This window comes from Streptomyces sp. NPDC041940, from assembly GCF_055589465.1.
Map to the genome: position 1 here is coordinate 78,319 of NZ_JBVJBP010000024.1, position 24,369 is coordinate 102,687.

The 24,369-nt window shown below is 72.2% G+C and carries 25 protein-coding genes; 17 read left to right on the forward strand and 8 right to left on the reverse strand.

Translation table 11 applies throughout. The features are described 5' to 3' along the window. Positions 1–77 precede the first annotated feature (77 nt). Both ACZ6I3_RS32145 and ACZ6I3_RS32150 read left to right on the forward strand, forming a co-directional pair. Complete coding sequence (locus ACZ6I3_RS32145) at positions 78–1,280, forward strand: 4-hydroxybenzoate 3-monooxygenase (protein ID WP_469419430.1); 1,203 nt, start codon at positions 78–80, stop codon at positions 1,278–1,280. A gap of 78 nt (positions 1,281–1,358) precedes the next feature. Continuing rightward, the gene (locus ACZ6I3_RS32150; protein ID WP_469419432.1) at positions 1,359–3,059 is read left to right on the forward strand and encodes a methyltransferase; all 1,701 of its coding nucleotides are present in this window, start codon (positions 1,359–1,361) and stop codon (positions 3,057–3,059) included. An 11-nt stretch (positions 3,060–3,070) separates the two neighbouring features. Here ACZ6I3_RS32150 and ACZ6I3_RS32155 read toward each other — a convergent pair whose 3' ends face one another. Continuing rightward, entirely contained in the window at positions 3,071–3,757 is a 687-nt protein-coding gene (locus ACZ6I3_RS32155; protein WP_469419433.1) for a DUF2848 domain-containing protein, read from the reverse strand. A gap of 118 nt (positions 3,758–3,875) precedes the next feature. Here ACZ6I3_RS32155 and ACZ6I3_RS32160 point away from each other — a divergent pair, with 118 nt between their 5' ends. Genes ACZ6I3_RS32160 through ACZ6I3_RS32170 form a run of 3 tightly spaced genes read left to right on the forward strand, consistent with a single transcriptional unit; the run spans position 3,876 to position 6,391 of the window. Next, positions 3,876–5,231 carry an MFS transporter gene (locus ACZ6I3_RS32160; RefSeq protein ID WP_469419435.1) on the forward strand — a complete coding sequence of 452 codons (1,356 nt, stop codon included), beginning with the start codon at positions 3,876–3,878 and terminating at the stop codon, positions 5,229–5,231. A 12-nt stretch (positions 5,232–5,243) separates the two neighbouring features. Beyond that, entirely contained in the window at positions 5,244–6,047 is an 804-nt protein-coding gene (locus tag ACZ6I3_RS32165) for a carbon-nitrogen hydrolase family protein (RefSeq protein WP_469419437.1), read from the forward strand. Beyond that, positions 6,044–6,391: a cupin domain-containing protein gene (locus ACZ6I3_RS32170; protein ID WP_469419439.1), complete on the forward strand. Its 348-nt coding sequence runs from the start codon at positions 6,044–6,046 to the stop codon at positions 6,389–6,391. Before ACZ6I3_RS32165 ends, ACZ6I3_RS32170 begins: the two co-directional genes overlap by 4 nt. Here the strand turns inward: ACZ6I3_RS32170 and ACZ6I3_RS32175 are convergent. Next, positions 6,388–7,035, reverse strand: a complete 648-nt coding sequence (locus ACZ6I3_RS32175; protein ID WP_469419440.1) for a GntR family transcriptional regulator — start codon at positions 7,033–7,035, stop codon at positions 6,388–6,390. The genes ACZ6I3_RS32170 and ACZ6I3_RS32175 overlap by 4 nt on opposite strands. 108 nt (positions 7,036–7,143) lie before the next feature. On the opposite strand from ACZ6I3_RS32175, the gene ACZ6I3_RS32180 reads away from it, so the two are divergent. From ACZ6I3_RS32180 to ACZ6I3_RS32190, 3 genes are all read left to right on the forward strand, one after another. Further along, positions 7,144–7,359 (forward strand): type II toxin-antitoxin system VapB family antitoxin, encoded by a 216-nt coding sequence (locus ACZ6I3_RS32180; protein ID WP_469419441.1) that lies wholly within the window; start codon positions 7,144–7,146, stop codon positions 7,357–7,359. After that, on the forward strand, positions 7,356–7,778 hold the full coding sequence (locus ACZ6I3_RS32185) for a PIN domain-containing protein (RefSeq protein ID WP_469419443.1): 423 nt from the start codon (positions 7,356–7,358) through the stop codon (positions 7,776–7,778). The genes ACZ6I3_RS32180 and ACZ6I3_RS32185 overlap by 4 nt, the downstream gene beginning before the upstream one ends. A gap of 291 nt (positions 7,779–8,069) precedes the next feature. Continuing rightward, entirely contained in the window at positions 8,070–8,273 is a 204-nt protein-coding gene (locus ACZ6I3_RS32190) for a hypothetical protein (protein WP_469419444.1), read from the forward strand. Between the two features lie 282 nt (positions 8,274–8,555). On the opposite strand, the gene ACZ6I3_RS32195 is transcribed toward ACZ6I3_RS32190, so the two are convergent. Next, on the reverse strand, positions 8,556–9,038 hold the full coding sequence (locus tag ACZ6I3_RS32195; RefSeq protein ID WP_469419446.1) for a hypothetical protein: 483 nt from the start codon (positions 9,036–9,038) through the stop codon (positions 8,556–8,558). Positions 9,039–9,047: 9 nt separating this feature from the next. Beyond that, on the reverse strand, positions 9,048–10,493 hold the full coding sequence (locus tag ACZ6I3_RS32200) for a helix-turn-helix domain-containing protein (RefSeq protein WP_469419447.1): 1,446 nt from the start codon (positions 10,491–10,493) through the stop codon (positions 9,048–9,050). Positions 10,494–10,693: 200 nt separating this feature from the next. Here ACZ6I3_RS32200 and ACZ6I3_RS32205 point away from each other — a divergent pair, with 200 nt between their 5' ends. From ACZ6I3_RS32205 to ACZ6I3_RS32220, 4 genes are all read left to right on the forward strand, one after another. Further along, positions 10,694–11,233, forward strand: coding sequence for a hypothetical protein (locus ACZ6I3_RS32205; RefSeq protein ID WP_469419449.1), 540 nt, complete (start codon positions 10,694–10,696; stop codon positions 11,231–11,233). 41 nt (positions 11,234–11,274) lie between these two features. Then, positions 11,275–11,727, forward strand: a complete 453-nt coding sequence (locus ACZ6I3_RS32210) for a DUF6415 family natural product biosynthesis protein (RefSeq protein WP_469419451.1) — start codon at positions 11,275–11,277, stop codon at positions 11,725–11,727. Between the two features lie 140 nt (positions 11,728–11,867). Further along, entirely contained in the window at positions 11,868–12,755 is an 888-nt protein-coding gene (locus ACZ6I3_RS32215; protein ID WP_469419452.1) for a radical SAM/SPASM domain-containing protein, read from the forward strand. Further along, positions 12,752–13,888: a methyltransferase domain-containing protein gene (locus ACZ6I3_RS32220; RefSeq protein ID WP_469419454.1), complete on the forward strand. Its 1,137-nt coding sequence runs from the start codon at positions 12,752–12,754 to the stop codon at positions 13,886–13,888. The genes ACZ6I3_RS32215 and ACZ6I3_RS32220 overlap by 4 nt, the downstream gene beginning before the upstream one ends. Before the next feature lie 41 nt (positions 13,889–13,929). On the opposite strand, the gene ACZ6I3_RS32225 is transcribed toward ACZ6I3_RS32220, so the two are convergent. The 4 genes from ACZ6I3_RS32225 to ACZ6I3_RS32240 all read right to left on the reverse strand — a co-directional run bounded on the left by ACZ6I3_RS32225 (position 13,930) and on the right by ACZ6I3_RS32240 (position 18,558). After that, positions 13,930–14,628, reverse strand: coding sequence for a DUF4232 domain-containing protein (locus tag ACZ6I3_RS32225; RefSeq protein WP_469419455.1), 699 nt, complete (start codon positions 14,626–14,628; stop codon positions 13,930–13,932). Positions 14,629–14,773: 145 nt separating this feature from the next. Beyond that, a complete protein-coding gene (locus ACZ6I3_RS32230; protein WP_469419456.1) occupies positions 14,774–15,688 on the reverse strand; it encodes a YihY/virulence factor BrkB family protein in 915 nt (304 codons plus the stop codon). Between the two features lie 155 nt (positions 15,689–15,843). Continuing rightward, a complete protein-coding gene (locus ACZ6I3_RS32235) occupies positions 15,844–16,494 on the reverse strand; it encodes a fasciclin domain-containing protein (protein ID WP_469419458.1) in 651 nt (216 codons plus the stop codon). A 69-nt stretch (positions 16,495–16,563) separates the two neighbouring features. Then, positions 16,564–18,558: a sulfite oxidase gene (locus ACZ6I3_RS32240; protein WP_469419459.1), complete on the reverse strand. Its 1,995-nt coding sequence runs from the start codon at positions 18,556–18,558 to the stop codon at positions 16,564–16,566. A 279-nt stretch (positions 18,559–18,837) separates the two neighbouring features. On the opposite strand from ACZ6I3_RS32240, the gene ACZ6I3_RS32245 reads away from it, so the two are divergent. From ACZ6I3_RS32245 to ACZ6I3_RS32265, 5 genes are all read left to right on the forward strand, one after another. Further along, a complete protein-coding gene (locus ACZ6I3_RS32245) occupies positions 18,838–20,130 on the forward strand; it encodes an NAD(P)/FAD-dependent oxidoreductase (protein WP_469419461.1) in 1,293 nt (430 codons plus the stop codon). Positions 20,131–20,279: 149 nt separating this feature from the next. Then, positions 20,280–20,969, forward strand: a complete 690-nt coding sequence (locus tag ACZ6I3_RS32250; RefSeq protein WP_469419463.1) for a DUF1365 domain-containing protein — start codon at positions 20,280–20,282, stop codon at positions 20,967–20,969. Further along, positions 20,966–22,255 carry a class I SAM-dependent methyltransferase gene (locus ACZ6I3_RS32255; protein WP_469419464.1) on the forward strand — a complete coding sequence of 430 codons (1,290 nt, stop codon included), beginning with the start codon at positions 20,966–20,968 and terminating at the stop codon, positions 22,253–22,255. The genes ACZ6I3_RS32250 and ACZ6I3_RS32255 overlap by 4 nt, the downstream gene beginning before the upstream one ends. After that, on the forward strand, positions 22,252–23,565 hold the full coding sequence (locus ACZ6I3_RS32260; protein ID WP_469419466.1) for a class I SAM-dependent methyltransferase: 1,314 nt from the start codon (positions 22,252–22,254) through the stop codon (positions 23,563–23,565). The genes ACZ6I3_RS32255 and ACZ6I3_RS32260 overlap by 4 nt, the downstream gene beginning before the upstream one ends. Further along, positions 23,562–24,359 carry a DUF1295 domain-containing protein gene (locus tag ACZ6I3_RS32265; RefSeq protein WP_469419467.1) on the forward strand — a complete coding sequence of 266 codons (798 nt, stop codon included), beginning with the start codon at positions 23,562–23,564 and terminating at the stop codon, positions 24,357–24,359. Before ACZ6I3_RS32260 ends, ACZ6I3_RS32265 begins: the two co-directional genes overlap by 4 nt. Positions 24,360–24,369 lie beyond the last annotated feature (10 nt).

Here is a 24,369-nt window from a genome sequence, read left to right on the forward strand (position 1 = left end):
CCAATATGAGCGTGACCACCCTCGTTCAGGTGATTTTCGTCAAGTAAGCCACTTCGCTGGACCTACTATCCCGTCTCGTGACAGACAGGCAGACCCGGAGCACGGCCGACGTGGTCGTCCTCGGGGCCGGACCGGCCGGGCTCGTGCTCGGGAATCTTCTTCAGCAGCGGGGGGTCGACTGCGTCGTCCTGGAGCGTGCCGAACGCGCGTACGTCCAGACGCGGGCGCGCGCCGGGTTCCTGGCGGCCAACACCGTGCGGATCCTGGAGCGGCACGGGCTGGCCGAGGGGCTGCGGCGAGGTGGGCGGGTCCACAGCACCTGTGAGTTCCGCAGCGCGGACGGCCGGTTCCGGCTGGACTACGGGGAGCTCGGGCGTGGGGAGCGGCATACCGTCTATCCCCAACAGCAGCTCGTCACCGATCTGCTGACGCGGTTCCTCGCCTCCGGCGGACGCGTCGCGTTCGGCACCGAGGCCGTCGCAGTCCTCGACGCCGACACCGATCGGCCCTCGGTGACCGTGCGCGAGGCGGACGGGCGGCCCGGCCGGTGGCGGGCGCGGTACGTGGCCGGGTGTGACGGGCGGTACGGCGCGGCCCGGCGGTCGCTGCCGGACGGCTCGGTGCGCCGGTACCACTGCGACCACGGCGTGACCTGGCTCGGAGTGCTCGCCGAGGCGCCGCCCAGTCTCGACGCCGTCGGGTACGCCGTGCACGAGCGGGGGTTCGCCGGGCACATGGCGCGGACCAGTGAGATCACCCGTTACTACCTGCAGTGCGAGCGCGGTACGGCGGCCGATGCCTGGTCCGAGGAGCGGATCTGGGACGAGCTGGAGCTGCGGATGCGGGCGGCACAGTACGGTCCGCTGCGGCGGGGCCGGGTCGTGGGGCGGGGCGTCGTCGACCTGGAGTCCGATGTGCTCGAACCACTGCGGCACGGTTCGCTGTTCCTGGCCGGCGACGCCGCCGGCCTTGTCAGCCCGTGCGCGGCCAAGGGCGCCAATCTCGCGGTCCTGGCAGCGGAGATCCTCGCCGGCGCCCTGGCCGACGACCTCGTCCGCGGCGACTCCGAGGGGCTCGACGCCTATTCAGCGCGGTGTCTGGCGTACCTCTGGCGTGCGCAGGAGTTCTCGCACTGGATGGTCCGGTTGCTGCACGGCTCGTACGGCACGCCGGACGGCCCCGCACCGTTCCACGACGCCCTGCGGCGCTCCCGCATCGCTTCGCTGCGTACGTCGCGCAGCCACCAGGACTGGTTCGCCGAGCACTACGTCGGCGTCTGAGGTCCACCGTCCCCACCGTTCCGTCCCCACCGTTTCCGTTCCCGCCTTCTCCCCACGATCTGAATGAGGATCCCCGCAATGATCACGACGTTGTCGGGCGACACGTCCCGCCTGCTCGCGACGGTCGACTTCGTCAAGGAGCAGGACACCGCCGGCCTGCTCCCGCTCCTGTTCCCCGGGCTCGACGGTCCGGAGCTGCGGACTCTCGTGGAGCACTGCCGCTTCTCCCATGCCGCGCTGCTCGTCTTCCCGTCGGACGAGGCGGAGTTGCGCGCCATGCTCGCCGGCTGCGGGCTCGTCGCGGCCCTGCCGGCGCGGCCGAGTGTCGTCGTACGCGAGCGACTGGCCGTACGGCATCGGCGGCCGGCGGCCGGGCTGGACGTCGGGATCCTGCGCCCCGCGGTGGTCGGGGCGGACGGGGAGGACCGTACGGTCGAGGTGTTCGCGCTGACCGTGCCGCCGGGGTCGGGGCTGGACGGGCTCGCCGCGCACGAGCGGGAGCGGCAGCACGAGGCACATGTCGCCTTCGACGTCGTGGCGCCCGATCCGCTGGTGCTGCGCGGCCTCGTCGCGACCTTCGCGCGCTACGGGGCCGTCCCGGACGGCGGCGGCTACAACCCGCACGAGGACGGGACGGTCTTCTACTTCGGCGCTGCCGCCGAGTCCAAGGCCGCCGGGTACAGGCGGGTGGAGCTGTACGTCCCCGGCGACCATCGCGACGTGCTCGCCGACCACCTGGACCGGCATCGCGCCCGGCAGCCCGCCGAAACGCTCCTGCGGCTGCTGACCGGGGCGTGGACGACCCAGGCGCTGGCCACGTTCGCCCAGCTCCGGGTGCCCGACGCCATGGACGCCGAGCGAGGGACCGGCGTCGCGGAGCTGGCCCGGGCCGTCGGCGCGCGGCCGGGGAATCTGGCGACGCTGCTGCGCTATCTCGCGATGCTGGGCGTGGTGGAGGAAGGACGTGCGGGCTTCCGGCTCACCGAGGCGGGCGCGCTGCTGCGGGCGGGCGCCCCGGGGTCGATGCGGGCGCTGGCGCTGATGTACGGCGGGCCGTTCTATCGGTCCTTCGCCGGGCTGGAGCACACCGTACGCACGGGACAGGTCGCCTTCGAGCACGTCTTCGGCGAGAACCACTTCGACCATTTCGCCCGCGATCCCCGCCTCGCGGAACTCTTCGACCAGTCCATGGCCGCCGGATCCGCCATGTTCGATCCGGTCCCCGCGCATCCGGCGCTCGCCGCCGCGGCCGGGGCTCCGGCCGGGGGCACGGTGGTCGATGTCGCGGGTGGCAACGGGGAGCTGCTCGGGCGGGTCCTCGCCGCGCATCCGCGTCTGCGCGGGGTGCTGCTGGAGCGTCCGCACGCCGTCGAAGCCGCTCGCCTGCGGCTGGCGGAGGCCGGTCACGGTACCCGGTGCTCCTTTGTGACCGGCGACTTCGCGGACGTACCCGCGGGCGGTGACGTCTACGTCCTGTCCCGCGTCCTGCACGACTGGGACGACGAGCGCTGCCGCGAGATCCTGCGCCACTGCGCCCGTGCGATGCCCGGGCACGCCGATCTGCTCGTCGTCGAGCGCGTCCTGCCCTCCGACGGCTCGGTCTCGCTGGCGACCGCCTGGGATCTCCACATGATGTGCAACGTCGGCGGGCGGGAACGGCGGGCCGGTCACTACGGCCGTCTCTTCGCCGACGCCGGCCTGGCCCTGGTGAACCGGACTCCGCTGCCGCTGGACGGCAACGTGCTCCACGTCAGGAAGGCCCGGCCGGCCTCGGGGTGACGGGAGGAGCCTCAGCCGACGGGGGCCGGCATGGGCTGGACGTCGTAGTCGAGCCGGATCGTGTCCCCGGTGGCGGGGTCGGACAGTTCCACGCTCCAGCCGTCGGCGAACTGGTCGACGCCGGGGGTCATGGGGATGGTGCCGGAGATCAGGACGGTGCCGGGGGTGAGGGCGTCGCGTGCGCGCAGGACGTCGACCCAGTAGGCGGGGGCGAGGAGTTCGGCGAGGGTGCCGTGCTGGATCTGCGTCGAGGTGCCGCCGTGGGTGACCCAGGCGCGCAGGGTGAGGTCGTCGAGGCGGGACTCCACGTCGGCCAGGCGCCAGGCGCGGCGGGCGAGGACGTCGGGGCCCGCGTTCTTGCTCCAGGCCACGCCGTGCACCTCCAGGTCGCGGTCGGTGTGGTCGCAGGCGGCGGTCAGCAGCAGTTCCCCGCCGTCCGCCACGACGAGCGCCCACTCCGCCTCGCCCGAGGTGTGCCCGTGCTGGGCGTGGACCCGGTCGGTCTGCTGGGCGAGGTAGGGGGAGACGGGGTAGAGGGCGGGCGTCACGGACGGGCCGGGCACGCCCAGCTCGGCGAGTTCCGCGACGTGGGCGGCGACGTCCTCCTGGCTGCGTCCGGCGTATCCGGCGTTGAGGACCTGGACGACGTCGACCTCGCGCGTCGATCCGTCGGGCAGTTCGAAGGTCAGCACGGCCATGGGGGCACTCCCAGAGATCGGGTACGAGGTGAAGTTCTCGTCGCGCGGGGGTTGCGCATACGACCTGTATACAAGAAGTATGCCGGAAGGTCGATGTCCCCGAGCAAGGATGGGCACCATGCAAGACACCCCGAAGAGCGACGCCGGGGCCGCGGAGAAGCACTCCGGCGTCCGCCGGGCCTTCGTCGCGAGCCTGACCGGCACGGCGCTGGAGTGGTACGACTTCGCCGTCTACTCCGCCGCGGCCGCGCTGGTCTTCGGCGACCTGTTCTTCCCCTCGGAGGACCCGCTCACCGGCACGCTCCTGGCGTTCTCCACCTACGCGGTCGGCTATGTGTCGCGCCCGCTGGGCGGGTTCGTCTTCGGCCGCCTCGGTGATGTGATCGGCCGCAAGAAGGTGCTGATCGCCACGCTGGTGCTGATCGGCGCGGCGACGTTCCTGATCGGCGTCCTGCCCGCGTACTCGACGGCCGGTGTGGCCGCCCCGATCGCCCTGGTCGTGCTGCGCTTCGCGCAGGGCGTCGGCGTCGGCGGCGAGTGGGGCGGTGCCGTACTGCTGTCCAGCGAGTTCGGGGACCCACGCCGGCGCGGCTTCTACGCCTCCGCCGCGCAGGTCGGCCCGCCCGCCGGAAACCTGCTGGCCAACGGCGTCCTGGCGGCCCTCGGCGCGCTGCTGACCGAGGCGCAGTTCGAGTCGTGGGGCTGGCGTGTGGCGTTCCTGTTCTCGGGCGTCCTCGTCGGGTTCGGGCTGTGGATCCGGGCGAAGCTGGAGGAGACCCCGGTGTTCAAGGCGATGGAGGCCGAGCACTCCCGGCCCGAGGCGCCGATCCGCGAGGTGTTCACCACCCAGCCCCGCGCGCTGCTGGCCGCGATCCTGTGCCGCGTCGGCCCCGACGTGCTGTACGCCATGTTCACCGTCTTCGTCCTGACGTACGCCACTCAGGAACTCGGCATGTCACGCGGCTCCGCCCTCGCGGCCGTGCTCATCGGCTCCTCGATCCAGGTCTTCCTGATGCCGCTGGCCGGTGCCCTGTCCGACCGGGTCAACCGGCGTCTGCTGTACGGCGGTGCCTCGGTGGCCGCCGGGGTGTGGCCGTTCGTGTTCTTCCCGATGATCGGCGGCGGCACCTGGCTGCCGCTCGCCACGGGGGTCGTCGTGGGCCTGGTGATCCACTGTTGTCTGTACGGCCCGCAGGCCGCCTTCATCACCGAGCAGTTCGAGCCCCGGCTGCGCTCCACCGGCTCGTCCCTGGCCTACACCCTGGCCGGGATCATCGGCGGCGCCGTCGCTCCGCTGCTGTTCACCAGCCTGCTGAGCGCCTACGGCAGCTGGGCGCCGCTGGCCGTGTACATCGCCCTCGCCTCGGCGATCTCCCTCGTCGGCGTCTGGCTGGGGCGTGACCCCGAGGCCGCCGTCGACGAGGACGCCGCACTCGCCGCGCCGAAGGCGGACACCGTCCCTACCCGCCTCTGAGGAGGACGCACCGTGCGCATCGCCCTGAGCCAGCTCACCACCGGCCCCGACCCCGGCAAGAACCTCCTGCTCATCGAGGAACGGACCCGGCGCGCTGCGGACGCCGGAGCCCGCGTCGTCGTCTTCCCCGAGGCGTCGATGGCCTGCTTCGGCACCCCGCTGCCCCCTCTCGCCGAGCCCCTGGACGGGCCGTGGGCCGACGGCGTGCGGCGGATCGCCCGCGACACCGGCACGGTCGTCGTGGCCGGCATGTTCACCCCGGCGGCCGGGGGCCGGGTGGCCAACACCCTGCTCGCCACCGGGCCCGGGGTCGAGGCGTCGTACGACAAGATCCATCTCTACGACGCCTTCGGCTTCCGTGAGTCCGACGCCGTCGCCGCGGGCTCGGCTCCGACGGTCATCGACGTGGACGGCGTACGGCTGGGCCTGGCCACCTGCTACGACGTCCGGTTCCCGGAGCTGTTCCGGGCGCACGCCGACGCCGGAGCCGTCGCCACGCTGCTGGCCGCCTCCTGGGGCGCGGGGCCGGGCAAGGCGGCGCAGTGGGAGCTGCTGGCGCGGGCCCGGGCGCTGGACGCGACGGTGTGGCTCGCCGCCGTCGACCAGGCGGACCCCGACCCCGGCGCGGGCACCGGCCCGGGGTCCGCCCCGACGGGCATCGGGCACAGCCTCGTCGTCGGACCCGACGGGACCGTACGGCACGCGCTGGGCGCCGAGCCCGAGCTGCTGGTGGCGGACCTGGACGTCGACGAGGTCACCGCGGTCCGGCAGCGGATCTCCGTACTGGCCAACCGGCGCCCGGAGGTGTGGGGATGAGCAAGCCCGAGCTGGAGTTCCATCTCCCCGACGGCCCGTGGCGGACCCCGGCCGGCGCCGGCCCGGGTGTCGAGGAGCGCGTGCTGGCCGACGACCCCGTGCGCGGATCCCGTACGGCGCTCGTCCGCTGGGCGCCGGGCACGGACACCTCGGCGGACGGCGTGGCCCGCCACGACTTCTGGGAGGAGGTCTACCTCGTCGAGGGAGCGCTGCACGACCTCACGCTCGGCCGGACCTTCACCGCCGGCATGTACGCCTGCCGCCCGCCCGGCATGCCGCACGGGCCGTGGACGTCCCCGGAGGGGGTCACCATGCTGGTGATCACCTACCCGGACTCCGCCTAGCCCGCGAGCAGCACCTTCAGCGTCGACTCCAGGTGGTGGTCGATGGCGGCACAGGCGGCCCGCGCGTCGCCGGCCTCCAGGGCGTCGAGGATCGCCTCGTGTTCCCCCAGCACCGCTTCCTGGCGTCCCTGCTGGTTGAAGAGGGCGACGACTCCGGTACGGACCTGGCGGCTGCGCAGGCCCTCGTAGTGCCGGTCGAGGAGGGCGTTGCCGACGGCGGAGACCAGGGCCGCGTGGAAGCGGTGGTCCACGTCGATGAACTCCTTGGCCTGGTCGGCGCCGGTGAGCTCGCGCTGCCGCTCCAGCAGGGACCGCAGCTCCGCCACCGGCGCGCCCCCACCGGAGACGAGTTCCTGCGCGGCGTACCGCTCGACGATGCCCCGCAGCTCCATGAGCTCGCGGATCTCCCGTCCCGTCAGGGGCGACACCCGGGCGCCCCGCTTGGGCACCAGCTCGACCAGGTCCTCGGCCGCGAGCTGCAGCAGCGCTTCGCGGATGGGCGTGCGGGAGACGCCGATACGGTCCGCGAGCTCCTGCTCCGACAGAAAGGCGCCCTGCATCCCGGGATCCGTCAGCACCGTGTCCTTGAGATACGCGTACGCCTTCTCCCGACCGGACGTCACGGCAGCCCCCAGCTCTCGCATACACCTTGTATACGGACGCTACCACGCGGCTTCCGCCGGGGCCTCGGACGATTGACACCGATGCGTATATAATCAATGGCGTACTTTATATCTTCGGAGGTGCATTCGGTGAGCCGGACCGTGATCGATCTCGATGACCAACTGGTGGCGGACGTGGCCAAGGCCCTCGGGACCAGCACCAAGAAGGAGACGGTCAACACCGCCCTGCGCGAAGTGCTCGAGAACCGGCGGCGCGCTCTGGCTCTCACCCGTCTGCGCGCCGCAGCGGAGGAGGGCGCCTTCGATCTGGACCTCTTCGAGGACAAGGCGAACTACCGCCGGTGAACTCCGCACAGTTCCTCATCGACACCAGCGCGCTCGCCCGCCTGCTGCGCGGCGATGCCGAGCAGTACGGGTGGGACCAGGCGGCGGCGGCCGGGCTCATCGCCACCTGCCCCATTACCGAGCTGGAGTTCTTCTACAGCGCACGCTCCGCCGCCGACCGCATGCGAGGCATCGAGGACATGCGCCTGCTCTTCGGCTGGGCACCGGTCGACGATCGCGCCTACGACCGCGCCTGGCAGGTCCAGGAGATCCTCACCCGGCGCGGACAGCACCGCAGCGCGGGAGCTGTCGACCTCGTCGTGGCCGCGACAGCCGAGTTGCAGGGACTGACCCTCCTGCACCGCGACCGGGACTTCGAGTGCGTCGCCGCCGTCACCGGCCAGGCGCTCCAGTGGTACGGCCCCGACGCCGGAAAGTGAGCGTTCCGTCCCGCAACGGCGTTGACGACACGGGGTCGTTCGGTGAGGTCGTCGCCTACTGGCGTCCCCTGTGTACGTACCGCATGAAGCGGTTGGCGCAACTCCGCTTCACTCGGCTCCAACGAAGCGGGAGCGGCTGATCGCGTCGGCGGTGGGCGAGTTGCGGGCGACTCACGTCCACAATGACCCGTTCGAGGGACCGTTGACCTTGACCGGGGTGCTCAACGGACGTCCTGGCTGCGGAGGGGCCACTATGAGTGCAAGCAGCAACGAGGACCAGGAGGTACCGCAATGATTGTGGCTCCAACTCGCTCTGTACTGTCCATCGCCCGCCCGAGGGACTGGGCGGCCCTGCTCATCGTCATCGTGATCGTCTATGCGCCGGCGGCGCACATGCAGGACATCCTGACGAGCCTGATCGCTCTGTCGGGAGTACTCGTCTCCGGCTCGGCCGTGCGGGCCATGGCAGAGCGCCAGCGGCAGCCGGCCGCCTGAGGACGGGCCGGGCTCGATTCTCCGCCGGATCAGAGGGCCGGACCGCACAGTGGTCCGGCCCTCGTCGCATGACGAACGGCGGGAGGCTCCGGCACAGTGATGTACGGCAGCTTCGGGCGCAGGTGCGCAGTGAGGGGCAGACGCCCGTCGCACCTGACTCCTCCGTGGCGGTGGACAACCTGACCGGCAGGACTGAGGTGACCGTGCGGGGTCGTGCAAGGGGGATCTCTGTGTCTGGGTACCGCGTCCGTTTCTGCTCACACGGCGCGAGCGCACGCAGGGTCAGCCGCGTGCGGCCCCGTCCGGCCACACGATGTCCACCGGCAGCCCGGCGTCCCGGGCCTCGAGCACAGTGTCGGCTGTGCCACCGCCCTTGCCGGTCGGAGGCTCGCCGTTCCAGACGGCGACGAGACGGTCTGCGCGGCCCAGGAGCGTGCGGTTGGCGGCTTCGTACGCCGTACGGTTCGCGGTGTCGTTATCGAGCACGACCAACTCGTGGGCGGCCTCGGCGAGTCGATCAAACGTCTCGGCATGGCTGGGCTTGACCTTGGTCTGCCGGTAGTCCTTCGAGGGGACGACGACGACCAGGCGCCCGCCGAGCTCCAGCACCACGTCGGCGAAGACCGAGTCCGCGCCCTTGGCGATGCATGAGACTCCGGTCAGGTCGTCGGCGTACGGCCTGAGCGTCTCCCGAAGTGCGTCGCGTACCAGGGAGACGCTGGAGTCGGTCAGGTCCATGTGCCCGGTCACGGCGATGGTGGTCACTTCGCTCCTTCAACTGGACAGCACTTCGCGGATCCTCGCCCGCGCTTCGCCGACCGTACGCGATGCCGAGCGGCCCACGGTGTACGGGTACAGCTGGCCGAGCTGGGCACGGACACGACCTGACCGGGTGCGGGAGGCGGCATCGACGGCACGGTGTGTGTGGTCGACTGCGCCGGTGACATCGCCGATCAGGAAGTGGGACTCTGCGAGCCCGATCAGGTCCAGGGCGTAACTGCGTCCCGCCTCGGACCCGCGGCTGGAGAGGGCGTGCCTGATGCTCTCGGCGGCCGCTTGCGCATGCTGTTGCGGATCTTCACGGGCCATGTCCAGGAGGCGGCCGCCGGTGACTCCGGCCAGCTCGGCTTGGTCGAAGTAAGCGATCCAGTAGGGCTCTTCGTCTCCGGCCGTTTCGGCAAGCGCCTCAGTGGCTTCGCCGGTGGCCCGTCGGAACGCCGCAGTCCGCCCCATGGCCGCGTACGCCCAGGCCTCTCGTGTGTGAAGCAGGGCGCACACACGGGGACTGGCCGCGCGCCTTGCTCCCTTCTGCGCAAGGTGCACGAGCTCGAGGGCATCCTGCGGGCGGTCGCGGTACAGCATCTGCCGAGCCATGCCGGCCAGCACGTTGGCGCCGAACGCGACATCGCCGGCGGCGTGCGCCGCGCGCAGCGCCAGCAGGTAGTAGTCCTGCGCCTTCTTCTGAAGTCCCGAATCCCACGCCATCGTTGCCGCAGTGCCGCCGAGATACGCCATCACCCGGAACAGGCCCTGTTCGATGGGCGCCGCCTGGTGTTCCTCCAAGTGGAGCGCCACCTCGTCGAGCTGCCCGACGACCGCCTTGCGTCGGAGGCCGCCGCCGAACTTGTGGTCCCAGGCGCGGAAGGCGCGTGCCGTCGTCTCGAGTTCATGTACTTCCCGCTCACCGATGCGACCCCGTCTGCGGCCCCGGTCAGATGGCGGGGACGGCAGGAGCCAGCTTTCCAGGGAGTCGAGCAAGGGGGCGCCTGATATCGCGACGCCGGCCAAGGCGCGCGTTGCGGCGCGGCGGTCCATCACGAGGTCGCTCCTCGTCAGATCTGCGGCCAGGTGCACAGTCGCGGAGGGGGGCCAGGGTGCGTCATCGGAGAACTGTGCGGCTGGCGGCGTCGGCGGGTCTGGGGCGTCGGGCGTTCCCTCCCACGGCCGGTCGGCAAGACCGACCAGGCGCCCGGGGATGCGGAGCCCGTCAGCGATCCGGCGGATCACGTCGAAGCTGGTGACCCGCTGCTGCCCGCTGATGATCGTGGAGACCTTGCCAGGCGTGAGCTGGCAAGCCACGGCGATGCGGTTCTGCGACAGGCCACCCCACTTCTTGATGAGGGTGAAGGCCGCAGCGAAGTCGTGCTCTGCCAGGGCTCGTTTCACGTCATCCCGTTCGAGGACGTCGGGGGCGAGCGGGCCAGGGGTGGTGGCGTCCATGGCGGCGACTTCCGCAGTGTTGGTATGCGCTTCATCGCGCCCTTACGGAACAGGAACGAGTGTATTACCGCCTCGGTAACACCCGCCGGTCATTCCCGCAAGTAGCCGCTGGCCACGACCCTCGAGGCATGACAGATCAGACCCCGGCGACCGTGCGACCGGTCCCGGGGCGTGGCCAACGCTTCCGGAGGAGCGTCGACATGACGAACGCTACAGCCCTCGAAAGAGGTAGTAACTCGCCGGCTGGTCCATCATCCAGCGGTCCTGTTGAGGGGTGGCTGACCCGTGCCCCCCCGTCACCCACCACGGCGCTGAGCGAGTGGACCGGTGCCGCAAAACTCGCGCTCCTTCCGCTCGGCAACACCTTCGATGCGGTCCGTATCCCCGAGGTGATCGTGCACGCCGCTGTTGCGAGCGACGAGCTGGAGATCGTGGGCGAGCGGCTCGGCCAGTTACTCAGGGGCGGCCCGGTGATTCACGACCCCGGCTTCCGCCGCTACTACGCGCTCGTGCCGCCCGGCCTCGAGATGAAGCGGCTACCGACGGGCACCGAGTGTCTGGGTGAAGGCACGTACCTGGGTGTACCGCGCGTCGACTGCACGGAGCTGAACACGGAAACGCGCGTGTCGTACTGGAGAGTCCCGATGTCCCGTCCCGGTCGGCTGTGCTCGGCGGCAGACGTGGCGGGACTGGCTCTCGCTGGCGCCATGCTGTCCGCCGACGAAGACGACGACTCATGACGGAGCGCGCAACGAGCACAGGGACGCTCGATATCGCGACCATGCGTGCAGCGGCGGAGGGGTGGCTGCGGCCGGATGCCGCGCTGCCGGCGGACGGTGTGGGGCTCGAGGCCCTGCGGTGCCAACTGCGCAAGCAGATCCAGTTCCTTGTCCCGCACGTAGAGGAGCTGGCCTCCCCTCTTCCCTCGACGTACAACACGCGCGAGGTCGCCCTCACGTGCGCCGGACTGGGCCGAGTGCAAATTCGGATCGGGCGGGGCAACACGCTCCTCGTCCGCGTCGCGGTTGTGCAGAGGCTGGCCCGTACGGTGCGCGCCCTGTGTGCCTACCACGACCTGTTGACCGGCTCGGAGAAGTGCGTGTCCTGCCGGAAGCCGGTCGAGCCCGGCGAGGATTCCATGGACTACGACCACATCGTTCCCTCCGGCGGTGCTGGGTCGGCCGGATACCTCCATGCCCTCTGCGTCGACACGGTGCGCCCCACCCGGCGCTGAACCACTCGCCCTGGCCCAGAGGCGAGGGCCAGTACCGACCGCACGGTCAGATCGGCACCGCAGATGTCCGCCCCGGCGGCGAACCCTGGACAGGTCCAGCGCCGGGGCGGGCCCGGACCACATGAGCATGAAGGGGAACCATGACCACTCCGAACGTGGCAGCCATCCGCTCCGTCGAGCTGGAGATCACCGGCCGCTGCCAGCTCCAGTGCACACACTGCTGCACAAGCTCCGGCCCGAAGGCGTCCGCCGGCAGCATGACCAAGCAGGACTGGCTGGGCGTCATCGCGGAGATCGCCGAACTCGGCATCCCCGCTGTGCAGTTCATCGGGGGTGAGCCGACGCTCACTCCGTACCTGCCCCTCTACGTCGACCACGCCCTGGGCGCCGGCCTGACGGTCGAGGTGTACTCCAACCTCACGCACATCCGCCCCGGCCTGTGGTCCGTGTTCGAGAGGCCGGGCGTATGCCTGGCCACCAGCTACTACAGCGACCAGGCCGAGCAGCACGAGCAGATCACCAAGGGGCCCGGCAGCTACAGGCGCACCCGGGCCAACATCGCCGAAGCCGTCCGCCTGGGCATCCCGCTGCGCGTCGGAATCGTCGACGTACTCGAGGGGCAGAGGGTCGCCCAGGCGCAGGAGGAACTGCGGCACCTGGGGGTGACCCGCATCAAGGTCGACCGTGTCCGCAAGGTAGGCCGCGCCGCCGACCAGGCCGCGGCGATCCCGACCACGTCGGAGTTGTGCGGCAACTGCTTCCGCTACCGCGTGTCCGTCGACCCTGACGGCGCCGTGTCGGGCTGCATCCTGTCCCGGTTCCTCGTCGCCGGGAACATCCGCGAGGAACCCCTCGCCGACATCCTGAACAGCGACCGGTGGCAGCAGCTCACCGACGCGGTCCCCCTGCCGCGCGCCGCCTGCCCGCCGGACGACTCCGGCGACTGCGACCCGGCGAACACCGAGGCGTGCGATCCTGCGTACAGCTCCCTGACCTCGACGACGCCCATCCTCGGAGTGACCGCGTGATCTGGGAATCCTGCGCCGCCGACCTCGCCGACCGCGTGACCCATCGGACCTCACGCTGGCGGGCAGCCGTCTCCCGGACACCACGGCACCTCTTCGTCCCACAGTGGTGGGAAGTCGACGACGGCCGCTGGGTGCTGCGTGACCCGGTCAACGAGGAGGCCTGGTACCCCGCCGCCTACAGCGACCGGTCGCTGATCACCCGCGTCGGTCCGCTGCACGCGGACCGGGCCAAGCCGGAGGACCACCCCGTGGGGCGGCCGACCTCGTCGGCGACCCTGCCCAGCCTCGTCGTGCGCATGTTCCAGCACGCCCGGATCGACGATGGCGACGAGCTCCTGGACGTGGGCACCGGCAGCGGGTACGGAGCAGCACTCGCCGCACGCCGCCTCTGCGCCGAGGCAGTGACGAGCGTGGACGTCGACCACTACCTCGTCGAGGCCGCGCGCGACCGCCTCGAGCTGATCGGTCTGCGACCCACCGTCGAGGCGGTCGACGCCACTGGACCGCTCCCGGCTCGCGAGGGGAAGTTCGATCGGATCGTCGCCACGGTCGCCGTACGGTCCGTCCCGCACAGCTGGCTGACGGCCCTGTGCGTGGGCGGCCGGCTCGTCACCACGATCGCCGGAACGTCGCTGCTGGTGACTGCCGAGAAACGGCCCGACGGCAGCGCCGTCGGGAGGGTGGAGTGGGACCGCGCCGGCTTCATGCACGCCCGGCAGGGCGACGACTACCCGCCCGGCATGTCCGGCCTCCTCGCCGCCGCACACGACCTGGACGGCGAGGACGTGACAACCAGCCCGTACCCGGTCGTCGACGTCGCCAACGCCTGGGACCTCGACTCCATGCTCGGCATCACCGCTCCGGGCATCGAGCACTACTACCGGGACCTGGGCGAGCGGCGGATTGCGGTCATGGCTCATGGTGACGGCTCATGGGCTCGCGCTGCCACCAGCAGCGACGGGCGCACGTCCGTTCACCAGGGCGGGCCGCGCCGCCTCTGGGACATCCTCGACGAGCTGCGCGCGTACTGGCTGCAGCACGGTGAACTGCCGGTGCGCGGCGCCCGGGTACTGATCACGCCGGACGGCCAGACGCGCCTCGCCCGCGGCAAGTGGCGAGCGGTGCTCCGGTAGCGCGTCGCTGCTTGGTTGTGGCTTGTCTCAGCCGCGACAATCTACTGGCCCGAGAAGGGGACCGCGTCGGCGGGGGACGTGTGCCAGCTGGAGACGATCGGCTTGTCGACGATGTACGAACCGACCTTCAGGGACTCCGGGTTCGGGTCGTCGTTGGAGACGGAGACGATGAGGCTGTCCAGTTCCTTGCCGCCGTCCTCCTTGGTGGTCTTGGGGTTGACGCCGGCGTAGGCGGTGACGCCTGCGCGCAGCGTGATCGGCTGACCCGCCGACTGCTCCGCAGGCGCCGCCTCCGTACCGTCCGAGCCGAAGGCCACGACCGGCAGTTCGGCGGGGAGGACACAGGTGATGCCGGACTTGGCCGTGGCCTTGATCAGGAAGTAGCCGCCGGCCTGGTCCTCGGAGCTCACGCTCCAGGAGATGTCGTTGGTGCCGCAGCTCTGCCCGTAGCCCTTCTTGTCCCCGGACGCGTCGCCGCCGGACCCGTCGCCGCCGCCCGTACCGGACTTGTCCGACGAGCCGCTGCCCGCGGCCCCGCCGCCGGAGGACTTCGAGGTGCCGGAACCGCTGCTGTCGCCGCCGCCCTCGCCGCCGTCGGCCGCCGTCGGGCTCGCCTGGCTGGAGGATGCCGCCGAGGAGTCCGACGCCGACGACTCGTCACCGCCCCCACACGCAGTCATCAGCAGGCCCGAGCCGATCACGGCGGTGACGGCGAGGGCGGTACGCAGACGACGGTTCATCGCGGAATTCCTCCAAGGAACGACACATGCGGGACACCAAGTGATCGGTACCGCGCGTTTACGATCATCAAGACGAGCGCTTCCGAGTTCCGGTTCACGCCGTCTCACGTCCCGGACGTCGCCGTCACGTGCCTGTGACACAGCCTCAGCTGCGGCGGCGTGCGGACTCCGGCTCGCTCAGCTCGGCGGTGAACTGGGCGCCCGCCAGCAGGGCCAGGTTGGACAGCCAGAGCCAGACGAGGAAGACCACGACGCCGGCGAGGGAGCCGTAGAGCCTGCTGTAGGTGCTCAGCGCGGAGGCGTAGAGGGCGAAGCCCGCGGAGACGGTGAGCCACAGGGCGGCGGCGAGAGCTCCGCCGGGGAGGCTGTGGCCGCGGGTGCGGGCCGCCCTGGGGCCGGTGTGGAAGACGATGACGACCAGCAGGGCCACCACGCACAGCAGGAGGGGCCAGCGCAGCAGGCTCCAGGTCCACGCGGCCATCGTGCCCAGGCCGAGGTAGCGGCCGACGCTCTCGGCGGCGGGGCCGCTCAGCAGCAGGACGAGGGAGCCGACGACGAGGAGACCGAGCAGGGCGAGCGCGGTGAGCAGGATGCGGTGCGCCTTGCGCCAGGGCGAGCGGCTGTCGGCTTCCCGGTGCATCCGGTGCAGGGCCCTGCGGAAGACGGCGAGGTAGCTGGAGGCGGACCACAGCGCGCTCACGATGCCGCCGCACAGCAGGGTCCAGACGGCCGAACCGTCGTGCAGCGTCCGGGACAGCACGTCGTGCAGGGGGGCACCCGACTGGCCGGGCGCGTACGCGGTGACGTGCGCGATGAAGGCCTCGGCGGTGCCCGGGCTGATCAGGCCGAACGCGATGGCCGTGACCAGCAGGGCGGGCAGCACGGCCAGGATGGCGTAGTAGGTGAGGGCGGCGGCGAAGTCCGACACGTCGTCGCGCCACATCGACACCGGGGTGCGGCGCAGGGCGGCGGCCCAGGGCCTTGCGAGCCGGGCGCCCGGGCGCGGGGCGGCGTCGGCGGCCGGGCGGTGGACGGCCGGGGAGTGCGGTTCAGCGGACATGGGGGGCCTGACGTGCGGACGTGCTGAGGCGGACGTGGGTACGGCCACTGTAGGCGGCCGGGGCGACGGGGTGATGTCCTGCCTCGGGAATGAGCTGCTCCTACGCGGACGGCAGGGCATCGCCGGTGCGGTGCCCTGCCGTCCGCGTGGAACCGTCAGCTGCCCGGCATCAGGACGGTGTCGATGATGTAGACGTTGGCGTTGGCGGTCTTCACGTTGCCGCAGACCACCTTCGCGGAGTCGTTCACGGTGTACGACTCCCCCGAACCGGACGTGGTCAGCTTGGACTTCTCCAGCGTGTCGAAGGAGCCGTTCTCCAGGTCCTTCGGGGTCAGCTTCTGGCCGACCACGTGGTAGGTGAGGATCTTCGTCAGCTGGGCCTTGTCGTTGAGGACCTCGTCCAGGGTCGCCTTGGGGATCTTCGCGAAGGCGTCGTTCGTGGGCGCGAACACCGTGATGTTCTCGGCGTTGTTGAGGGTGTCGACGAGTCCGGCCTTCTTGACGGCCGTCACGAGGGTGGACAGGGCCGGGTTGTTGGACGCGGCGGTGGCCACCGGGTCCTTGGCCATGCCGTCGAAGGAGCCGGCGCCGTCCTCGGGCACCGTCGAGCAGGCCGGGCCGAAGGGCTCGTCGGAGGAGGCGCCGCCGGAGCCGTCCATGCCGGCGGCGGACGCCGAGGGGGACGACTTGCCCGCGGAGTCCGATGCGGCGGAGGAACCGCTGCCGTTCGAGCAGGCGCTCAGGGCCAGGGGGAGCACGGCTGCGGCTGCCACGGTCACGGCGATGCGGCGGAATCGGGTGTTCATGGTGTTTCTCCTGGTGGTGGGGTGGGAGTGGATGAGTTGGGTGGGGATGGAGGTGGGTCGGGGGGCTGGTCAGTCGACGGTCACGGCCACGGAGTGGCGGCCGCTCGCGCCGTCGGGGATGGTGCGGGTGCGCTTCCCGGTCTGGACGGCGCCGGTGCGGTCGGTGGCGCGCACCGTGAGGGTGTGACCGCCCTTGGTGGCCTGCCAGGGGAAGGTCCACTGGCGCCAGGTGTCCCGGGAGTCCTCGGCCGCGAGCCGGGCCTCCTGCCAGGGGCCGTCGTCGACGCGGACCTCGACCCTGTCGATGCCGCGGTGCTGGGCCCAGGCGACTCCGCCGACCATGACCGTGCCGGCCTTCGGGCGGGCGAAGGGCTTGGGGGTGTCGATACGGGACTGGGTCTTGACCGGTGCCCTGCGGGCCCAGCCGCGCTTGACCCAGTACGGGTCGTAGGCCGCGAACGTGGTGAGCTCGATGTCCCTGATCCATTTGCAGGCGGAGACATAGCCGTAGAGGCCGGGCACCACCATGCGGACCGGGAAGCCGTGTGCGAAGGGCAGGGGCTCGCCGTTCATGCCGAGGGCGAGCAGGGCGTCCCGGCCGTCCATGACGTCCTCGACGGGGGTGCCGATGGTCATGCCGTCCACCGAGCGGGCCACCAGCTGGTCGGCGGGTCCGCCCCGGGACGGCGGCCGTACCCCGCACTCGGCCAGGAGACCGTCCAGTCGTACGCCGATCCAGCGGGCGTTGCCCACGTAGGGGCCGCCGACCTCGTTCGACACGCAGGTGAGGGTGATGTCGCGCTCGACCAGTTCCCGTCGTAGCAGGTCGTCGAAGGAGAGGGTGACCGGCCGGGTGACGCCCCGGCCGTGGATGCGCAGCCGCCATCGCGTCGCGTCCACCTTCGGCACCACGAGGGCGGTGTCCACGCGGTAGAAGTCGCTGTTCGGCGTGGTGAAGGCGCTGATCCCGGGGATATGGGGCCGGGCTCCGCGGGGGACCGCGGGCGCGGCGGACGCCGGCGCCGGCAGGACGACGGCCGCACGGGAGGCAACCGCGTCCCGCCCACGCGATCCCCCCAGAACCCGGCCCAGCACACCGGCCCCTGCGGACGCGACAGCGACAGCGGACGCCGCGATCACAAACCCCCGCCGATCCCATGACGGCCCCCAGGACGCCCCGGGGTCCTCGCCGGGCGGCGGGCCGGGGGTGGCTTCGGCGGAGGAGGGGCCGGGGGTGGCTTCGCCGGACGACGGGTTCGCTGCGGCATCGACGGAGGGCGGGCCAGACGCGGCACTACCCGACGACGAGCCAGACCCGACACCACCGCCCGGCGGGCTCGACGCGGCACCGCTCGACGACCGGCCAGACGCGCCATCCCCGGATGACGGGCCCGCCGCGCCACTACCCGACGACGACCCAGGCACAGCACCACGGGCCGACGGGCCCGACGCAGCAGCACCCGACGACGGGCCCGGCGCGGCACCCCCCGACGACCGGCCCGGCACAGCGCGACCCGATGGCGAGCCCGACACCGCATCCCCCGGCGACCGGCCCGGCACGCCAGCGCCGGACAGCGGGCCCGGCACAGCGCCACCAGGCATCAGGTGTCCGGCAAGGAAGAAGAGCACCGCGGCTCCGGCCGCCGCTCCCACGAGGGATGGCAGGGCGTCGGACGGGCCGGGTGAGTCCGGGCGGGTGGTGGCTGCTGTGGCGCCGATGAGTCCGAAGAGGAGGACGCCGGCCGCGCCGGTGCGTCGGTGGCGGAGTGCGAGGAGGCCCAGGGCGAGGGCGAAGAGGGCCAGGAGGGCGAGGATTCCGAGTCGCAGTACCAGTTTGTCGTCGGTGCCGAAGGTGCGGATCGCCCAGTCCTTGACGCCGGCGGGTGTGCGATCGATCGCCGCGCCTCCGACCGCGATGACGGGGCCGGCCTGCGGACGCACACCCACCGACACGAGTTCGGCGACGGCGAGCGCGGCACCTCCCGCCAGCGCGCCGCTGAGCGCGCCGAGCGCCGGCCGCAGCGGGCTGCGGGAGTTGCGCGGTTTCTTCTCGTCCTGCGTCACGTGGGGAATCCGGCCCTGGAAGCGGGGCGGATTGGTCGGTCCGCTCGTTCGGATGAAGTCGTCCTTCCGGCCCATCCGCAGCCGGTTCCGCTACGGATTCCACGGCCACTCCGGCATCCGGACGGCGTCCGCGCCCGGAAGTACTGGGTAGCGGCCCAGTCCAATCCGCTCGCGCGGCGGCTCCGGATTACGCGCGGGATTTGAGTCCGGGTCCGGGTCCGGGTCCGGGTCCGTGTCCGTGTCCGTGTCCGTGTCCGTGTCCGACCAGGAGGAGAGGCAATGTCAGCAGTGCCGGGAAACGCCGCCGCGCGGGAGCGGCGGCGCACGGCCGTGATCGGCAGCGGGGTGGCGGGCCTGACCGCCGCGTACGTACTGGCCCGCGCGCATCACGTCACGCTGTTCGAGGCCGACGACCGGCTCGGCGGGCACGCCCACACCCATGAACTGGCCTCGTCCGGCGGCACGACGTACCGCGTCGACTCCGGCTTCATCGTGCACAACCGCCGCACCTACCCGAACCTCCTGCGCCTCTTCGGCGAACTCGGCGTCGCCACCCAGGAGTCGGAGATGAGCATGTCGGTGCGGTGCGAGGGCTGCGGCCTGGAGTACGCCGGTGCCCGCGGCCCCGCCGGACTGCTCGCCCGGCCCCGCAACGCCCTGCGCGGGGCCTATCTGCGGATGCTCACCGAGGTGCCCGCCTTCCACCGGGCCGCACGGCGGCACCTCGCGCGAGATGCGGAGCAGGCCCTCACCCTCGGGGAGTTCCTGGACCGCGAGGGCTTCTCGCCCTACTTCCGCACCCACTTCATGACCCCGCTCGTGTCGGCGGTGTGGTCCTGCGACGCCGGTGTCGCCCAGCGCTACCCGGCCGGCTATCTGTTCCGTTTCCTGGAGCACCACGGGCTGCTCTCGGTGAGCGGATCTCCGACGTGGCGCACCGTCACCGGCGGCTCCCGCGCGTACGTCGAGCGAGTGGCGGCCCGGCTGGACGAGGTGTGCCTCGCCGCTCCGGTCCGGGCCCTGCGGCGGCATCCCGACTCCGTCGGCCTCACCACGGCCGACGGCACCACACGGTCGTACGACTCGGTGGTCCTCGCGACCCACCCCGACCAGGCCCTGCGGCTGCTGGCCGATGCCACGCCGGAGGAGAAGGAGGTGCTCGGGGCGTTCCGGTACTCCCGCAACACCACGCTCCTGCACACCGACACCCGGCTGCTGCCGCGTGCGCGCGGGGCGCGGGCGTCGTGGAACTACCTGATGCCGTCGTGCGAGGCGGGCGCCGACCGGGTGCGGGTCAGCTACGACATGAACCGGCTGCAACGGCTCGACGCCCCCGAGACGTTCGTCGTCACCCTCGGCGGCGAGGACCGTGTCGACCCAGACCTGGTGCGCGCCCGCATGGTCTACGAACACCCCGTCTACACCCCGGAGTCGGTGGCCGCCCAGCAGCGGCTGCCCGAACTGGCGGGCCCCGTCACGGCGTTCGCGGGCGCCTACCACGGCTGGGGTTTCCACGAGGACGGCTGCCGCTCCGGGGTGGCGGCCGCCGCGGCACTGGGGGTGCGCTGGTGACGACTCCCGCACCCATACCCGTACCGGCGCCGGCCCCCGCCTCTGCCCCCGCACCCATACCCGTACCGGCGCCGGCCCCCGCCTCTGCCCCCGCACCCGCACCCGCACCCGCCCCCGCCCCCGCTCTCTACCACTGCGCGATCGCCCACGTGCGCACCGCGCCGCTGCGGTACGCGCTGCGCCACCGCACCTACATGTGGCTCGTCGACCCCGACCGGCCTCCCCGGCTCCCGCGCGCCCTGCGCCCGTTGGCGCGTTTCGAGCCGCGCGACCACTTCTCCGGCGCGTACCCCTCCATCCGTGCGGGACTGGACGCCTTCCTGGCCGGCCACGGGGTGGACCTGGACGGCGGCGCGGTCGTGATGCTCACGCACGCGCGGGTGTTCGGCTATGTCTTCAACCCGCTCACTGTCTACTGGTGCCACGGCCCCGACGGCACCGTGCGCTGTGTGGTCGCCGAGGTCCACAACACCTACGGCGAACGCCACTGCTATCTGCTGCGCCCCGACGCCTCGGGGACGGCGGAGGTGGGCAAGGAGTTCTACGTCTCGCCGTTCTTCCCCGTCGACGGCCGCTACCGCATGCGCCTGCCCGCTCCCGGGGAGCGGCTCGACCTCACCGTGCACCTGGAGCGGGAGGGCGGCAGGCCGTTCACCGCGACCGTGCGCGGGACGCGTCACGACGTCCGTGCGGGAACGCTGCTGCGGCTGGCCCTGCGCCGGCCCTGGTCCACGCTCGCCGTGTCCGCGGCCATCCGTCTGCACGGCATCCGTCTGTATCTGCGCGGGCTGCCCGTCCGGCCCCGCCCCGACCATCACGACAGGGAGAACTCCGCATGACGACAGCCGAGCTCCGACCCGGCCGCACGGGGCGGACCGCGACCGCCGCGCCAGCGGTGGCCGTGGACGCGGCCCGCTGGCCCGACGTGGCCCGGCCGCCGAAGGCCTCCCGGGCCCGGACCGCGATCACGGCAGCCGTCGTACGCCATGCCCTGCGGGACCTGCCGCTGCACGTCCGGTTCCCCGACGGCACCTCGCTCGGCAAGGGCGGCCCCGCCCTGGACCTCCACGACCCGCGGGCCTTCCACGCCCGGGTGGGCAGCCACGGCCTGGTCGGCTTCGGCGAGTCGTACATGGCGGGTGAGTGGGACGCGCCCGACCTGGTCGCCGCCCTCACCGTGCTCGCGGCGGACCTGGGCGAGCTGGTCCCCGCACCGCTGCAACGGCTGCGCGGCCTGTGGGCGCCACGCCGGCCGGACGCCCAGCGCAACACCGCCGACGGCTCGCGCACCAACATCAGCCGCCACTACGACCTGTCCAACGACCTGTTCGCGCTGTTCCTCGACGACACCCTCAGCTACTCCTCCGCCCTCTTCCGCGGCTTCCCCGCCGACTGGGACCTGCTCGCCGCCGCCCAGCACCGCAAGATCGACCGGCTGCTGGATCTCGCCGGCGTGCGGGAGGGCACCCGGGTGCTGGAGATCGGCACCGGGTGGGGCGAGCTGGCCGTCCGCGCCGCCGCGCGCGGCGCGCACGTCACCTCGCTGACCCTCTCCCGGGAACAGGCCGCCCTGGCCCGCGAGCGGGTCGCGGCGGCCGGTCTCGCCGAGCGGGTCTCGGTGGAGCTGTGCGACTACCGCGAGGCACGCGGCACTTATGACGCCGTCCTGAGCGTGGAGATGGTCGAGGCGGTGGGCGCGGAGTTCTGGCCCCTCTACTTCCGCGTCCTCGACGAACGGCTGGCCCCGGGCGGACGCGCCGCCCTCCAGGCCATCACCATGCCCCACGAGCGGATGCTGGCCAGCCGGGACACCTTCACCTGGATCGCCAAGTACGTCTTCCCCGGCGGCGTGATCCCCTCCGTCGAGGCCGTCGCCGAGACCGTGCGCGACCACACCCGGCTGCGCGTCACCCGCCGGGACGCCTACGGCGCCCACTACGCCGAGACCCTGCGGCTGTGGCGCGAACGCTTCGCCGGGCGCGCGGACGAGGTCGCCGCGCTCGGCTTCGACGAGACGTTCCAGCGCCTGTGGACGTTCTATCTCGCCTACTCCGAGGCCGGATTCCGCTCCGGCTACCTGGACGTGCAGCAGTACCTGCTCACCAAGGAGGCCACAGCCCGATGACTCCCCCTTCCACCCTCACCCGGCCCGGCGCCGCGCACCGGCTCGTCTCCGCCGTCGAGACGGCGCTCGGCGGTCCCCTGCCGGTGCGGGTCCGCGCCTGGGACGGCAGCGAGGCAGGACCGGACGGCGGCCCGGTGGTCGTCGTACGGTCCCGGCACGCCCTGCGCCGCCTGCTCTGGCAGCCCGGCGAACTGGGCCTGGCCCAGGCGTACGTCACCGGAGAGCTCGACATCGAGGGCGACCTCGGCGACGGACTGCGCGGCCTGTGGGCCGCCGCGCGGGAGCGCGGACGGCACACGCCCCGGCTGCGCGCCGCCGACCGCGCCCGGGCGGTCGGCACGGCGCTGAGCCTCGGTGCCGTCGGCCCGCCGCCCGCCCCGCCGTCCTCCCAGGCCCGGCTGCGCGGCTCTCTGCACAGCAGGGCCCGCGACCGGGCCGCCATCAGCCACCACTACGACCTGTCCAACGCCTTCTACCGGCTGCTCCTCGACGAGACGATGGCCTACTCGTGCGGCTACTGGGCGAGCGAGGCCCCCGGCTTCACCCCGGCCGACGCCCAGCGCGCCAAGCTGGAGCTGATCTGCCGCAAGCTCGGCCTGGCGCCCGGCGCCCGGCTGCTCGACGTCGGCTGCGGCTGGGGCTCGCTCACCCTGTACGCCGCCGAGCGGCACGGCGCGCGCGTCACCGCGGTGACCCTGGCCCGGGAGCAGGCGGCGTACGTCCGTGCGCGGGTGTGCGAGCGGGGTCTCCAGGACCGGGTGGAGGTGGTGTGCCAGGACTACCGGGACATCACGGGCGGCGGCTACGACGCGGTCGCCACCGTGGAGATGGGCGAGCACGTCGGGGACGCCGAGTACCCGGCCTTCGCCGCCGCCCTGCACCGGCTGGTGCGGCCGCTGGGCCGGGTGCTGGTGCAGCAGATGTCGCGCGGGCGGAACGCGCCCGGGGGCGGTGCCTTCATCGAGGCGTACATCGCGCCCGACATGCACATGCGGCCGGTGGGCGAGACGGTCGGGCTGCTGGAGGAGGCCGGTCTCGAGGTGCGGTCCGTGGAGTCGCTGCGCGAGCACTACGCGCGGACGATCGGCGCCTGGCACCGGACGCTGGAGGAACGCTGGGGCGATGTCGTAGGGCTCGTCGGCGAGGAGACCGCCCGGGTGTGGCGGCTGTACCTGGTCGGCGGGGCACTGGCCTTCGAGGAGCGGCGTATGGGTGTGGACCAGGTTCTGGGGGTGCGGCCGACGGGCGAGGGGTGTGCCGGGATGCCCTCGACGCCCGAGGACTGGTACACCGGGCTGGACCGGCCGTGAACGGGTTCGCCTGGGGCGCCTTCGCGGTCGGCCTCGCCTGGTCGGCGGGGGCCGCTCTCGCCGTGCTGCTGGTGACCTTCGCCGTCGCCGTGCGCAAGGGCCTGCACCGGATCGTCGACGTGGCCTGGGGGCTCGGCTTCACCGCCGTCGCCGCCGTGACCTTCGCGGCGTCGGCGGACACCGGCGACCCGGGTCGGCGGATCCTGGTCACCGTGCTGACGGCGGTGTGGGGGCTGCGCCTGGCCCTGCACATCGCCCGGCGCGGGCGCGGACACGGCGAGGACCCGCGCTACGAGGAGATGCTGGCCAAGGCGCCCGGCAGCCGGAACCTGTACGCGCTGCGGATCGTGTACCTGCTCCAGGGCGCCCTGGTCTGGCTGGTGTCGCTGCCGGTGCAGGCCGCGCAGTACATCACCGGGCCGATGACCGCGTGGGCCGCCGCGGGCGCCTGCCTCTGGGCGGTCGGCATGTTCTTCGAGGCGGTCGGGGACGCCCAGCTCGCCCGGTTCAAGGCGGATCCGGAGCAAAAGGGCCGGATCATGGACCGGGGGCTGTGGCGCTACACCCGCCATCCCAACTACTTCGGGGACTTCTGCGTGTGGTGGGGCCTGTTCCTCATCGCCTGCGACGCGCCCGCCGCGGCGGCGGCCGTGGTGGTGTCGCCGGTGGTGATGAGCCTGCTACTGACCAAGGGCAGCGGGAAGCGGCTGCTGGAGCGGCACATGGCCGAACGACCCGGGTATGCCGCCTACGCGGCCCGGACCAGCGGCTTCTTCCCGCTGCCGCCCAGATGAGCGGCAGGCG

Coding starts and splice junctions, on each gene's coding strand:
- ACZ6I3_RS32150 (WP_469419432.1), top strand. CDS start 1,359: ATGATCACGACGTTGTCGGGCGACACGTCCCGCCTGCTCGCGACGGTC.
- ACZ6I3_RS32155 (WP_469419433.1), bottom strand. CDS start 3,757: ATGGCCGTGCTGACCTTCGAACTGCCCGACGGATCGACGCGCGAGGTC.
- ACZ6I3_RS32160 (WP_469419435.1), top strand. CDS start 3,876: ATGCAAGACACCCCGAAGAGCGACGCCGGGGCCGCGGAGAAGCACTCC.
- ACZ6I3_RS32170 (WP_469419439.1), top strand. CDS start 6,044: ATGAGCAAGCCCGAGCTGGAGTTCCATCTCCCCGACGGCCCGTGGCGG.
- ACZ6I3_RS32175 (WP_469419440.1), bottom strand. CDS start 7,035: ATGCGAGAGCTGGGGGCTGCCGTGACGTCCGGTCGGGAGAAGGCGTAC.
- ACZ6I3_RS32190 (WP_469419444.1), top strand. CDS start 8,070: ATGATTGTGGCTCCAACTCGCTCTGTACTGTCCATCGCCCGCCCGAGG.
- ACZ6I3_RS32200 (WP_469419447.1), bottom strand. CDS start 10,493: ATGGACGCCACCACCCCTGGCCCGCTCGCCCCCGACGTCCTCGAACGG.
- ACZ6I3_RS32205 (WP_469419449.1), top strand. CDS start 10,694: ATGACGAACGCTACAGCCCTCGAAAGAGGTAGTAACTCGCCGGCTGGT.
- ACZ6I3_RS32210 (WP_469419451.1), top strand. CDS start 11,275: ATGCGTGCAGCGGCGGAGGGGTGGCTGCGGCCGGATGCCGCGCTGCCG.
- ACZ6I3_RS32215 (WP_469419452.1), top strand. CDS start 11,868: ATGACCACTCCGAACGTGGCAGCCATCCGCTCCGTCGAGCTGGAGATC.
- ACZ6I3_RS32225 (WP_469419455.1), bottom strand. CDS start 14,628: ATGAACCGTCGTCTGCGTACCGCCCTCGCCGTCACCGCCGTGATCGGC.
- ACZ6I3_RS32230 (WP_469419456.1), bottom strand. CDS start 15,688: ATGTCCGCTGAACCGCACTCCCCGGCCGTCCACCGCCCGGCCGCCGAC.
- ACZ6I3_RS32235 (WP_469419458.1), bottom strand. CDS start 16,494: ATGAACACCCGATTCCGCCGCATCGCCGTGACCGTGGCAGCCGCAGCC.
- ACZ6I3_RS32245 (WP_469419461.1), top strand. CDS start 18,838: ATGTCAGCAGTGCCGGGAAACGCCGCCGCGCGGGAGCGGCGGCGCACG.
- ACZ6I3_RS32255 (WP_469419464.1), top strand. CDS start 20,966: ATGACGACAGCCGAGCTCCGACCCGGCCGCACGGGGCGGACCGCGACC.
- ACZ6I3_RS32260 (WP_469419466.1), top strand. CDS start 22,252: ATGACTCCCCCTTCCACCCTCACCCGGCCCGGCGCCGCGCACCGGCTC.